The organism is Flavobacteriaceae bacterium (assembly GCA_003443635.1).
Taxonomy (GTDB): domain Bacteria; phylum Bacteroidota; class Bacteroidia; order Flavobacteriales; family Flavobacteriaceae; genus AU392.
The window spans coordinates 962,699-976,769 of record CP031964.1 but is presented as its reverse complement, the minus strand read 5'-3'; the positions used below and the strand labels follow the sequence as shown (position 1 = coordinate 976,769).

Genomic DNA, 14,071 nt, shown 5'->3' with positions numbered 1-14,071 from the left:
GGTTGCTGTTTTTTTGATAATCTATTTAGTTAGCAATGAATTCATAGGATAATCCTCATAGTTTAAAATTCGTTTTTATTTATTCTGATCTCAACGAGTTTACTGGATTGGTATTAGCTGCTTGTAATGTTTTTATACTAATTACCAATAATGCAAAACTTATCATTGCAATACCTCCAATAATAAACACCCAAAAACTAATACTTGATTTATAAGCAAAGTCCTGTAACCAATAATACACACCATACCAAGCTACTGGCACAGCCAATACAAATGCTATAGCAACGAGTATTAAAAACTCTTTACATAAAAGTGTATTTAACTGTAACAGTGATGCTCCTAAAACTTTACGCACCCCAATTTCTTTTACACGACGATTCGTTGTATAAATGACCAAGCCTAAAAGCCCTAAACAACTAATAAGTATAGACAAACCTGTTGCCCAATTTAAAAGTTTAGATATTTTTTGTTCTCTATTGTAAAATGTAGCCACAGTTTCATCCATAAACTCTAGACGATAATCATCGATTTCAGTATACACAGAAGCATAAGCCTCTTTAATTTTAGAAAGTGTTATTTTTAAATTTTGTGGTGTTTCATTATTTAAAGCAATATGAACTCCCATAAATTGACTGAACCCAAAAATAGATCTATACCAATCACCTATTAAAGCCATAGGCTCAATATCTTCTTTTAAAGAACGTTGATGAAAATCTGCCATAACCCCAACAATAGACAATTGTCCGTTATTATCATATACTGATTTTCCTATAGCATCTTCTGGATTAGTATATCCTAAAATTTTACTATACCTCTCATTAATTACTAATTCTTTAATTGTGTCATTACGATATATTCTACCTGCTAATAAATCGATTTCAAAAACATTATGATAATTGGTATCTCCATAAATAAAGTGGACTGTTGTATTAACTTGTTTTCCTTCATTTAAATGTGCATATATACTTGTACTTGTAGATACAGATGCAGGAGGAGTACCACCTAAACTAACACTATTAATTTCTGGTATAGTATTAAGTTTTTCTACAAAACGTTCTTTTTTTAATAACTCACCTTCAGATCTAGGACTATATACCGATACAACAGCATCTGTTTTAAAGCCCATATCTTTATTTAACAGGTAATTAATTTGCCTGCCTACTAACAGTGTTCCTATTATAAAGATTTGAGCAATAGTAAATTGAAATATGGTTAAAAACTTACGTAATCTCACTTTTCTCTCTCCAACTGCTATATTATTTTTTAATATGGAAACGGTATTGAATTTTGATAATACTAAAGCAGGATAAAACCCTGATAATAAAGTTACTATTAGAAGTAAAACAACAATGCTCATGATAATTAATGGGGTTTTAAACAATTCAAAACTTAAATCTTGAGGTACAAAGTCTGAAAATACATGAATCAACCATCTAGATAATATCAATGATAGTATAGCAGAACATAATACTAATATAAATGTCTCTCCTATAAACTGATAGATGAGTTGTTTTCTAGAACTCCCTAAAGTTTTACGAATCCCTATCTCTTTTGCACGTTGTGAGGCTTGTGCTGTATTAAGGTTGATAAAGTTAATACAGCCTAAAAGCAAAAGAAATATAGCAACTAAAGCTAGATTTCGTAGTAGTAATTTACTTGCTTGTCCTTTAGTCCAATCAAAAATCTTATAATCTTCATTAAAATGGATATCGCTCAAAGGTTGTAATTTGTACCAACGCTTACTCCCTCGCTCTTTCATTGCTTCACTAGTGTGTTCTAACGCTAAATCATTCAATCGTTTTTGAACAATATCAACATCTGTTACAGCTTTCATTTTTATCAATAATTGCGAAGCTGAATTTGTGTTTCCCCAACGTTTATTTATAAATTGATCTCGCAATCGCGTTTGCGATATTGTAGCATGTGACACAAATTCTTGAAATACAAAATCACTACGATTTTTAAAATTTTCTACCACACCCGCTACAGATATATTAATAGAATCATTATAAATCAAGGTTTTACCAATAATATTCTCAAGTGATGTTCTTGGAAAATAATTTTTAGCCCTTTGTTCCGTTAGTATAACTTTATTAGGTTGATTTAAAGCTGTTTTATCACCTGCTAAAAATTTATAACTAAGAATATCAAAATACTCAGGTGTAGCATAGATGACAAACTGAGGCCAATTGATTTTTATATCTTCTGATCTGTTTTCAACTTTAGAAGGTGTTTCCACATAAAACTCTGCAATAGATTCAAAATTTGGATCATCAGCAATAACATCTTTTAAAGCTAGCGTAATACCACTATTATTATATTTAGTATCTGAATCTTCAAAATCTGTAACCACCCTATAAATACGATCAGCATCTTCATGAAACGTATCAAAGGTATAATCGTAATAGATCATTAAACCAATAACAAATGAGGCACTTAAACCTATGGTTAACCCTATGACATTTATAAATGAAAACACTTTGTGTTTCATTATGTTTCGCCATGCTATTTTAAAGTAATTCTTAAACATAACTTTCTAGTTTTTATTTATTCTGTACGCAATGATTTAACAGGATTTGATATTGCAGCTTTTATCGCTTGAAAACTTACAGTGATTAAAGTAATTATTAAAGCGCCAAAACAGGCTATAGCAAAAACATCTATTGTTACCGATGTACGATAACTAAATTTCTGCAACCATTGCCCCATAATATAATAAGCGATAGGTGATGCTATTAAAAGTGCTATAACTACAAGTGTTATAAAGTCTTTTGATAATAATACCCATAGCTGACTAATAGAGGCGCCCAAAACCTTTCTGACCCCTATTTCTTTAGTACGCTGTTCTGCTACAAAAGATGCTAATCCAAAAAGTCCTAAGCAGCTAATAAAAATTGCTAATGCAGTAAATACTTTAGCCAAACTAGCAATGCGCTCTTCCGATCTAAACTTTTTACCATATTGCTCATCTACAAATTGAAAACTAAAAGGTGTATCTGGAAAATTCTTTTTAAAAACACTCTCAATAATGCCTATATTTTGACTAATACTATTATCCGGATTTAATCTTAAATTATAGAAACTGATGCTCTGATTTATATCAAAAGCATACAATGCTTGCTTTACAGGACTATAAGGTGATTGTACAATCATATCTTCAACAACACCTATAATCTTATGAGGCGGTTCAGGTCTTGGGTCATTAGGATCTGAATCCCTAATATACTTGCCTACTGGGTTTTGAATTCCCATATATTTTACTGCTGTTTCATTAAGAATAACCGCAGTAGAATCTGTAGCAAATTCGCGAGAGAACCCTCTACCTGCAATTAACTTTAATCCTAATGTTTCTATAAAATCATAGTTAACAGATGTGTGTGCAAAATCTTCTTGAAATCCTTTTGGCTTTCCTTCCCAAGTATATCCACTCCGATTAGACCATACATCTGTAGTAGGGCTACTCATTGTTGTCATTTTTATAGCTCCACCAGATGCAATAAATTGATTACGCATCGTCTCGTGCTTACCTATAAACTGAGAGCTTAATACTGGTATTTGAATTAACCCTTCTTTATCATATCCTGTAGGTCTGTCTTTACTAAACTGTATTTGATTCATCACCACCAACGTGCCTATGATTAATGCTATTGATATGGTAAACTGTGATACAACTAAAACTTTACGTGGTAAAGAAGAATACCTCCCTGCTTTAAAAGTGCCTTTTAAAACTGTAACAGGGTTGAAAGATGATAAGTACAGTGCAGGATAACTGCCTGCCAGAATTGCTGTAATTATTACGAATAATATTGAAATTAACCAAAAAATCGGATTAGTCCAAGGAAATACTATAGATTTACTAGCTAAATTATTAAATCCATTTAAAAATAGTAATACAATACCTAAAGCTAATATAAATGATAAAACAACTATTAAAAAAGATTCACTCAAGAATTGAAAAATAAGTTGTCCCCGTTGTGAGCCTATTGATTTTCTAATACCTACCTCTGTGGCTCTTTTTTCTGAACGCGCTGTACTTAAATTTATAAAATTTATACATGCTAATAATAGAACAAAAAGTCCTATTATTCCAAACAACCATACATTTTCAATACGCCCGCCTGATTGTACTCCATTTTCAAAATTATCTCTTAGATACCAATCTTCCATAGGAGCTAAAAACATCTCAGGATTAAATTGAGCTTCACCTGGATCTCCTACTTTTTTTACATCTATAATCTTAGAGGTTACAGCTTCCATTGTTGTGTTTTCGTTAATTTGAACAAACATTTGGAAAGAACTATTTCCCCATGCATCCTTGGCTGCATTAATCCATCCACGATCAATGTAATGTTCCCAAGGCATTAAATAATCCATATCACTAAATGAATTATTTTCTGGAATATCTTTATAAACCCCTGTGACTACCACATCACTTTGATTATTCACCTTAATAATTTTACCCACTGCTGAGTCATCTCCAAATAATGACTTAGCTGTAGATACAGATAACATAATTGAATTCTTTTCTTCTAATCCATCCCTAACTCCTTCAACAATTTCTAAATTCAATAAATCTGGCGCAGCCTCTTGCATAGAGAATCCTAGTCTATTAATATTAACTTCCTTATAACTTAAGTATCTAGGATCTTCCCAAGAAGACATCACAATATGTTTAAAATCATCATTATAGTTTTCTCGTAATGCAAATTCTAATGGTCTTGGGATTGCAGGACCAGTATCAGTTTCTCCATTATTAGTTTCATTTTGTAATACTTGAGCAATAGTTGCTTTATCTTTAAAGTAGTTATTATAACTAAGTTCATCAAAAATCCAAAGCCCTATTAGCATTGTTGCTGCCATACCAATAGCTAGACCAGAGATATTAATAAATGAATACACTTTATTTTTAAGTAGATTCCTCCACGCTATTTTTATATAATTTTTAATCATAATTGTTCAATTTTTTGATCTATGATAATACTATACCAATATATTCTCGGTTACTTTTTGTCCATCTAACATTCTGATGACTCGATGACTGTATTTTGCATCGTGCTCACTATGCGTTACCATTATAATAGTGGTTCCCGCTTCGTTAAGATCAATCAATAAATCCATTACTTCATTACCATTGGTACTATCTAAGTTTCCTGTAGGTTCATCGGCCAAAATCAATTTTGGATTATTGACTACAGCACGCGCCACAGCAACACGCTGCTGTTGACCTCCTGATAGCTGTTGTGGAAAGTGATTGCGGCGATGCATAATTTGCATCTTTTCTAAAACCGCTTCCACTCTTTTTTTACGTTCTGCTGGTTTTACATTAGTATAAATAAGTGGTAATTCTACATTTTCGAATACGGTCAGTTCATCAATCAAATTAAAACTCTGGAATACAAAGCCCACATTATGCTTTCTGAGCTCGGAGCGTTTACGTTCATTATAACCCGAAACTTCTGTCCCGTTAAACTTAAAACTACCACCATCTGGGTCGTCTAGTAGGCCTACGATATTTAACAATGTAGATTTTCCACAACCCGAAGGTCCCATAATCGCAACAAATTCGCCTTCCTTTACTTCAAAGGACAATTTGTTTAAAGCAATGGTCTGCACCTCTTCAGTCTTGTAAAACTTTTCTAAGTCTTTAATCTGTATCATTATATTTATTTTAATTGATTGTTTTTTCTATTTTAAAATCAGTTCTTCTATATCTCCAAAGGTATCATAGCTGGAAGTTACTACTTTATCTCCAGGGTTTAATCCTTCAACAATTTCATAATATTCTGTATTTTGACTACCTAATCGTATATTTACTTTATAAGCTGTTTGTCCATCTTCACTCACTTTAAAAATCCAATTTCCTCCAGTTTTTTGAAAAAATCCGCCTTTAGCTACTAATAGTGCTTCTTTTTCTGCACTTAATGCCAGGCGTATTTGTAAATTTTGCCCTCGACGAATACTTTCGGGAACATCGGTTTCAAATTGCATATCTACCTGAAAACGTCCATTATCAACCTGAGTGAATACTTTTTTAATTTGTAATGCATACAATTTGTTATCTACTTTAACCGTTCCCATTTGCCCTGTATAAATTCTTGAAATGTAATGCTGGTCAATATCTACCCTAACTTTATAGCCACTAGTAACGTCAACTTGACCTAACCTAGTGCCTTTATTAATAGACTGCCCAATCTCAGCATCTAAAGAAGTAAGTTGTCCATCAATAGGTGCACGTACCACCAAGTCTCCTACTTTTTTTCGCATCAATTCTAGAGCACTTTGTGTTCTAACATACGAGCTTTTAGCTTGATTGACTTGTAGATTCGCCGAAATAGAATCTTCTGCTAAAACCTGTTTCGCTAATCGCATACGCTCTTTTTGATATTCATAATTATTAGTAGAAGATTCGTAATCTTGACGCCCAATGGCTCCTTTTTCGTATAGTTTTTTATTTAACTCATATACGCGTTTTGCTTCAGTAAGACCATTTTCGACATCAGTAAATTGATTTTGACGATTAATTGTATTTTGCCGCGCTGCATTCTGCGAAATTTGCATCTGCGTTAATAAATTATATACAGAAGTTTCCTGATTTACTAGACTTAATTCTAAATCGGTATTTGATAACCTTAAAATAGGTTCTCCTTTTTTCAGTATTGCCCCATCTTCGACAAATTTTTCTTCAACTCTTCCACCCTCTAACGCATCTAAATAAATTGTGGTAATTGGTAATACAATACCATTAACAGGGATGTTTTCTTGGAACACATCATTGGCGACCGTATAAATAGAAATACGTTCTTTCTCTACATTTAATTTAGTCCCTCCCGAAGTTTGTATAAAAATATAAACTACTACGGCAATAAAGGCTATAATACCTCCTATAAATCCTAATTTTTGTCTTGAAAATCTCTTCTTTTTAATGGGTACGTCCATTGTTCAATTTTTAATTATAAAGAATAGTAAGTGAATATAATGCCAAAAAAATAACTATTTGCAAATCAAATGTTTACAAATTAAACTTTAATTAAAAGTGTTCGATTACGATACACTTTATGTTCAAAAATGCACACTTTTATATCCCATATATTTTTAGTTTTCTATTTTTTTTCGGCTGAATTTAATATTGTATTATTGCAGTAATGGTATTAAAAAATGCAAGCATATTAGTTGTAGATGATGACGTTGACGTACTCACAGCATTACGATTGTTATTAAAACCCTTGGTAAAGGAAGTCATTACTGAAAAGAACCCCAGTAATATTTTATCCCAAATCGGACAGACTCATTTTGATATTATTATACTCGATATGAACTTCAACGGTCTAGTACATACAGGCAATGAAGGTATTTTTTGGCTAAATAAAATTCTGAAACAACAACCAGATACTTCTATTATTTTAATGACAGCCTATGCCGATATTGATTTGGCAATTAGAGGCTTAAAAGAAGGAGCTTCTGACTTTTTGGTAAAGCCCTGGGAGAACGAAAAAATGATCAATATCATCACTACGATATTAAACAATAAAAAAACAAGTGCATCCAAAAAAATAGCAATCCGTACAGATAGTACCGAAATTATTGGGAAAAGTGACGTGATGAAAGAGGTATTTGTAAAACTTAAAAAAGTGGCTCCTACCGATGCTAATGTATTGATTTTGGGTGAAAATGGCACTGGTAAAGATTTAATTGCACGAGCATTGCACGAGCATTCTAACAGACGTAATCAACCTTTTATTAAAGTAGATGTAGGTGCTTTAACAACTTCTTTGTTTGAAAGTGAATTATTTGGTTATAAAAAAGGAGCGTTTACAGATGCCAGAGAAGATAGAATAGGACGCTTTGAAGCTGCTAACGGAGGTACTCTTTTTTTAGATGAAATAGGGAATATAAGTCTCGACCAACAAGCTCGGTTATTATCAGTACTACAAAACAGACAAGTCATCCCTTTAGGGTCTAACACACCTGTTTCTATTGATATTCGCCTAATTTGTGCTACAAATATTGATCTTAAAACCTTAGCTAACGAGCAGAAATTTAGAAAAGATTTGATATATAGAATTAATACAGTAGATATTATTGTACCACCACTTAGAGACCGTGGCACAGACATTACTGAGTTATCAAGGTATTTTGTTTCACTTTATACCGATAAATATCACAAAAACTCTTTTTCTTTTGATTCAGGATTTATCTCAAAATTAAAGAAACACGATTTCCCCGGAAATGTGAGAGAGCTTCAATATGTATTGGAACGTGCAGTGATAATGACCGATGGTAACATTCTAAAACCTGAAGATTTGGTATTCTCTTCTATTGAACGTACTTCTCAAGCAAAAACTGATATTGAAACAATTAATTTAAATTTAGATGCTGTTGAAAAGAATACTATTCTTACTGTATTAGAAAAAAATAAAGGAAATATTTCAAAATCTGCCAAGGAATTGGGTATTACTCGAGCAGCTTTATACAGACGGTTAAACAAATATGAACTATAAGGGATATATTTTTCGACTTTTTTTTAGAATTTTCCTCTTAGTTGGTTTATGTCTCGGATTGATCTATGCTATTAACCTTAATCATACTTTAGCTATCATTCTTATTAGCATAGGGCTTTTGTATATCACTACAAACACCTATTCTTTTGTAAAACGTCGTTTTTCGGCTATGGATGATTTTTTTGAAGCTGTTAAGTATCGTGATTTTTCAAGGTGGTTTCCAGAGGATAAAGGGCCAAAAGATATCCGATTTTTGTATACCGGTTTTAACGAAATTAATCGAACTATAAAGGAGATAAATGCCGATAATCAGACGCAATATGTATACCTCCAAAAAATATTGGAAATGGTAGACATTGGCATTATTGCTTATAATATTGAATCTGGTGATGTACTATGGTCTAATGACTCGTTTAGTGACACTTTAGATTTGCCTTCTTTTAAAAATGTTCGTTTTGTTGAAAGCAGAAAACCCGAATTGTTTAACATAATATTTGAAACATATCATAGAGAACCTATTTCTACCTCAATTGCACTTCAAAATGAAAGTATTAAAATATTGATATCAGATACTGTTTTTCAGGTTAAAGACGATGCTTTTAAACTTATTGTTATTCAAAATATTGATGATACACTAAATCAAAATGAATCGGAATCCTGGAAAAAATTATTGAGTGTAATGACTCATGAAATCATGAATTCTATAGCCCCTATTTCTTCATTAGCCGATACATTACAGAAAAATTTACAATTGGCAATTGAGCAACCTAAAGAATCACACTTAGAATTGGGAGATCTCAACTCAGGATTTAAAACTATTAAAAACAGAAGTGAAGGGCTCCTAAAATTCGCAAAAACATACCGAAGTTTACATAAGGTCAATCATTTAAATTTACAAAAAATACGGGTTTCTGAATTGTTTAATAATATTCAGTTATTAATGGAGCCTTCCATAGCTTCTAAACATATTGATATCGATTTTAAAATTGAAACTCCTAAGTTAGAACTGGATATTGACAATCATCTTATTGAACAGGTATTAATTAACCTCATTTTAAATGCTGTTGACGCCTGTAAAGGTCAAGACAATGCGCATATAAAAGTGATAGCTATTGAGCTCTCCAATAGGGATATCGCTATTAAAGTGATTGACAATGGTTCTGGTATCCCTAAAGGAATTTTAGAAAATATTTTTGTTCCTTTCTTTACCAGCAAAACTACAGGTAGTGGGATCGGTCTCAGTCTTTGCAAACAAATTATGTTACTTCACAAAGGGAAAATAACGGTAAAAAGTATTGAAAACGAAGGTTCAGTTTTTAGCTTGGTGTTTTAACGTATCACAAAAATATTTTAGGATTTAAATTGAGAGAACAACTCCAATTTTATAAAACAGAAACAACATTAACTTATTGAAATTTGGTTAAATAAGAGTTATCTCCATTTTTATTACTTTAAAGCAAAATGGAGTTAAACATCCTCCTGTGATTCTTGAAAAATTAAGTTCCGAAATTTTCAACAACAATTTTCTTTATTTTTTTATTAAGTGATTTTATAGCATTATAACTACTGTGTTCTAAAACGATAACTACTAGATCGTCTTCCAAATATCTTGTAAGTCCTGTACTAAATCCATTCCATTTACCGTGATGATAGATACTTTTTTGCTCTCTAGTGTCAATCCTAAATCCAAAACCATACGGTACTTTTCTTCCGTAAATGGTTTCTCCTTTTGAATACATAAGATTTAATGATTCTTTTGTCAATAATCTTCCAGTATTTAACCCTAGAGTCCATTTAAACAAATCTTCTATAGTAGTATATACATTTTTATCACCAACAATAGCATCATTTACTGTACTTCTAATTTTCAAATGCCTCCATCCTCTATACAATCGATATCCATCTAATTGGTTTTCTTTAATACTATCATTTTCAAAACTATACACATATGAGTTTTCCATCTGTAGTGTTTCGAAAATGTTTTTTTTCAAAAAAGAACCAAATGATGTTCCAGAAACTTTTTCTACAATAGAAGCCAAAACAAAATAACCTGTATTCGAATAATCAAAATTACGTCCTGGTTTAAAGAATCGCTGCACATTACTTGACTCTAGTAACTCCATCATTTCGCTGTTTACAGGTGCTTTTTTTTGATGCCATTTATGCTCAGCTACCCAAAAATATTTTGGCAATCCAGCGGTATGATTTAAAAGATTTTCAATAGTCACTCCTTCATAAGGAAAGTTTGGGAAATAGGTATTTATAGTATCAGTAAGTTTAATTTCGCATCTCTCATTAAGTATCATAATAGCTGCAGCAGTAAACTGCTTGCTTACTGAAGCTAATTGAAATACAGATTTTTCATTTATAAGAGTTTTCTTTTTAAAATCTGCAAAACCTATCTGATTTTCATACAAGATTTTATTATTTTTTGCTACTAAAATCGATCCGTGAAAATCATGTCTCTTATTAATACGTTTTAATAATGAATCTAATTTATGGCGTACATCTTTTGTCCTCTTTTCGGGATATCTCTCTATTAAAATGCGGGGTTCCTCTTTTGAATGAGCTGGAACAGATGCTGTAATTACTTCTTTTGCTTCCTTTACTTCCTTAAATGCTGAAGAATTAGTGATAAATAAGAAAACACACATAAGAGCTATGAAAACTATGGGTATTTTAATATATTTTTTCAAATGAAATTGGAAAGATTTTTGGGCAAGTTAACAATCATTCCTATTATATTCAAAACACTAATCTTGTATAATTATATTTTATATAAACTTTATGATTTCATTTATATTATTTCACATTTTATTAAGTAAAAAACACATGCTGCTTCTCAATGTTATTATCTTTTTTTCTGTTTCAGCAGAAGTTTTTCGTTTGATTCCAAAAGAGAAGCTCCTTAATTTCTCAAGGAGCTTCTTAATAGAGTGTACAGAAAAAATATCGAACCTTTTGATAATAGAATTGTATAGATTTAATACTTCACTATAAATAAGATTTTTTAATGCAGCTAATTTTTATCTATATAATCCTATTATTGAATTAGAATACGTTTTGCAATATTATATTATTCTCTATTTATTCTTCCTTTCTCGTCTTCTAAACTTCCTTTGCGCTTACGGGCTTTCTTTACATCCGAGTTTCCAAAACTATATTGTACGTAAAAATTCACATTACGGCTATCGCTTCCCCCACGACCATCAATAAATAAATCACCAAACTGTGTCGTACCATTCCAAGGAATCGTGAAAAGCGCATCATTTAAGGTAATCTTTGCTGTCCATTGTTTCCAACTCTTTTGAATGGCTAGATTCAGCGAACCTAAACTCTCTATTTCATAAGTGCCTCCCCATATCGATGGACTACTAAACCATCCACTGACCTCCAACTTGAAATCTTTAGGTAATCGAATAGTATTCTGTGCATAAAATCCAAAGGTCTCTTGTGAAATCGGAATAAATGCCTCATCCGTTGTGATGAATCTATTATATGATCCATATACATTAGCATAGGCACTCCACCAATTATTAACTTTAAAAGGATAAGACACACTAATATTATACACTTCTTGATCAGCAACATTACGTGTACTTATAAAGTTTCTTGTATCGTCAATAGCTTCTGTAACCTGAGCAAAGAAGTCACTGATATAAGAATAATTAAAACTTGTGGTCAGCTTATATTTATATGTATGAGATAACTTTACATTATTGATATATTGAGGCTGTAAAAAGGGATTTCCACGTCTAAAACTCAATTCGTCAATCTGATATTCAAATGGGTTTAAATCCTGATAGTTAGGACGTTGAATTCTTCGGCTATAGATTAATGCAAAGGAATTATTTCTATTAGCGGCATAGGTCAATCCTGCCGAAGGAAATAGATTTGTATAAGTTAGACTTATCGATTGATTATTTTCTTCTGTTTCTGCAATTAGATCGCCATCAGCATCGGTAGTTTCAACACGTAATCCACCTTGGAACTTCCATTTCTCAGTGCTGAAGTTGTATTTCGCGTAAGCTGCATAAATCTTTTCATCATAAATAAACTCATTGCTTCGATCAAGGTTTAAGGTATTTTCTCCATTGATGATATTAAAGAAGTCAAAAGTATTATCTGTACGTACTTGGGAAGCTTTTACTCCTGTTTCAAAAGTCCCTTTTCCAAGGTTTTGTTGATAATCGGCTTTAGCAGCATAAATATCAATATTAATAGGCGTATTCTGTAATGTGATATTCTCATTAAGTATCTCTCCTGAAGGAGCTAGAAAAAAGTTAGGTTGATCATTGAGTCGATCAAGGGTATAACGTCCGTAATCTACATCGGTACTAAATAGGGTTCCTGTGGTATCTTGATAACGATAGTTGAGGTTCACTCCTATATTTACTGTACTATTCTCAGCACTATTCGGAGCATTTAAAATGCTATTTACAATTCCTGTAGTACGATCAATAATTGGAGTTCGACTATTGGTAGTACTCTCCGTATCATTGAGGTTGGTAGTAATCACTCCTCCAATCGTACTTTTCTTATTTAGATAATGATCTGCACCAAAACGAATATTATTAGAGAATCCATCGAATTTTGAATCTGATTGAGAATCAAAAATAGTATTTCCTTGAATTCGGAAGAGGTCAATAAAACTGGTAGAACGTCCCAAATAGTTGGAATATGTTCCATATATATTCCATTTTTTAAGTCGGCTAGTGAATGAAATCGTATTATTAGTTCTCAGATAATCTCCCAAAGTCACAGTACTAGACACACTACCTCTAATACCTAATCCTTTCTCTCTTTTCAAAATAATATTGATTATTCCTGCACTTCCAGCGGCATCGTATCTAGCGGAAGGTTGTGTAATAATCTCTATACTTTCAATAGTATCAGCTTGTAACGATTGCAAATAGGCTGTAAGGTCATCTCCTTGTAAAAAGCTTTGACGTCCATCTATATATATTAATACGCCTGTTTTTCCTTCGACAATAACATTATTATTGTTATCCAAACGTACGCCAGGGGCCTTTCGTAATAATTCAATACCATTGTTACCGGCACTACTTACAGTAGCTGCTACATTAAAGACGGTTTTGTCAGGCTCTACTTTAATAATAGGTTTTTGAGCCACTACCGTAATACTATCTAGTGTTTCGGTATCTATTTTCATTTGAATTAAGGGTAATTCAAGAGATGTTGCTGTAATCGTAATTGTTTTTTCAACAGTTTTATATCCTATAAAAGATACTACAATATTGTATGTATTAGGGAAAAGGTCTTGTATTTTAAAAACGCCTTGTTCATTAGTAATAGCGGCTTTTATAAGGTTGCCTTCTTGTGTGTTTACAATCACATTTACATAAGGTAAAGGTTCTTGAGTTTCCGAAACTACGGTTCCTGTTAGTGTTTGCGCTTTCGTGAAAGCAGATACTAGTATAAGTAAAGCGGTAAAAAGTGTTCGAGTATTCATAATTTCTATTTTTGTTTGGTACAAATATGAACCACTCTATAATCATTAAAAATAAAGAACCGATAAGGCGCCTTATAGCTATACGAATGGACTCAGGACC

General features: G+C 32.1%; 8 protein-coding genes. 2 read left to right on the top strand and 6 right to left on the bottom strand.

Features of this window, described 5'->3' with window-relative positions; all coding sequences use genetic code 11:
* Positions 1 to 79: 79 nt before the first annotated feature.
* Genes D1817_04240 through D1817_04225 form a run of 4 tightly spaced genes read right to left on the bottom strand, consistent with a single transcriptional unit; the run spans position 80 to position 6,936 of the window.
* Positions 80 to 2,530, bottom strand: a complete 2,451-nt coding sequence (locus D1817_04240; GenBank protein AXT19101.1) for an ABC transporter permease — start codon at positions 2,528 to 2,530, stop codon at positions 80 to 82.
* 17 nt (positions 2,531 to 2,547) lie between these two features.
* Positions 2,548 to 4,950, bottom strand: coding sequence for an ABC transporter permease (locus D1817_04235; GenBank protein ID AXT19100.1), 2,403 nt, complete (start codon positions 4,948 to 4,950; stop codon positions 2,548 to 2,550).
* A 30-nt stretch (positions 4,951 to 4,980) separates the two neighbouring features.
* A complete protein-coding gene (locus D1817_04230; GenBank protein ID AXT19099.1) occupies positions 4,981 to 5,658 on the bottom strand; it encodes an ABC transporter ATP-binding protein in 678 nt (225 codons plus the stop codon).
* A 27-nt stretch (positions 5,659 to 5,685) separates the two neighbouring features.
* On the bottom strand, positions 5,686 to 6,936 hold the full coding sequence (locus tag D1817_04225) for an efflux RND transporter periplasmic adaptor subunit (protein AXT19098.1): 1,251 nt from the start codon (positions 6,934 to 6,936) through the stop codon (positions 5,686 to 5,688).
* Between the two features lie 206 nt (positions 6,937 to 7,142).
* Between D1817_04225 and D1817_04220 the strand changes: the two genes are divergently transcribed.
* On the top strand, positions 7,143 to 8,498 hold the full coding sequence (locus D1817_04220) for a sigma-54-dependent Fis family transcriptional regulator (GenBank protein ID AXT19097.1): 1,356 nt from the start codon (positions 7,143 to 7,145) through the stop codon (positions 8,496 to 8,498).
* Positions 8,488 to 9,831: a sensor histidine kinase gene (locus D1817_04215; GenBank protein AXT19096.1), complete on the top strand. Its 1,344-nt coding sequence runs from the start codon at positions 8,488 to 8,490 to the stop codon at positions 9,829 to 9,831. Before D1817_04220 ends, D1817_04215 begins: the two co-directional genes overlap by 11 nt.
* 163 nt (positions 9,832 to 9,994) lie before the next feature.
* Here D1817_04215 and D1817_04210 read toward each other — a convergent pair whose 3' ends face one another.
* Positions 9,995 to 11,152 (bottom strand): class A beta-lactamase-related serine hydrolase, encoded by a 1,158-nt coding sequence (locus tag D1817_04210; GenBank protein AXT19095.1) that lies wholly within the window; start codon positions 11,150 to 11,152, stop codon positions 9,995 to 9,997.
* A 422-nt stretch (positions 11,153 to 11,574) separates the two neighbouring features.
* Positions 11,575 to 13,971: a TonB-dependent receptor gene (locus D1817_04205; protein AXT19094.1), complete on the bottom strand. Its 2,397-nt coding sequence runs from the start codon at positions 13,969 to 13,971 to the stop codon at positions 11,575 to 11,577.
* Between the last annotated feature and the right edge of the window lie 100 nt (positions 13,972 to 14,071).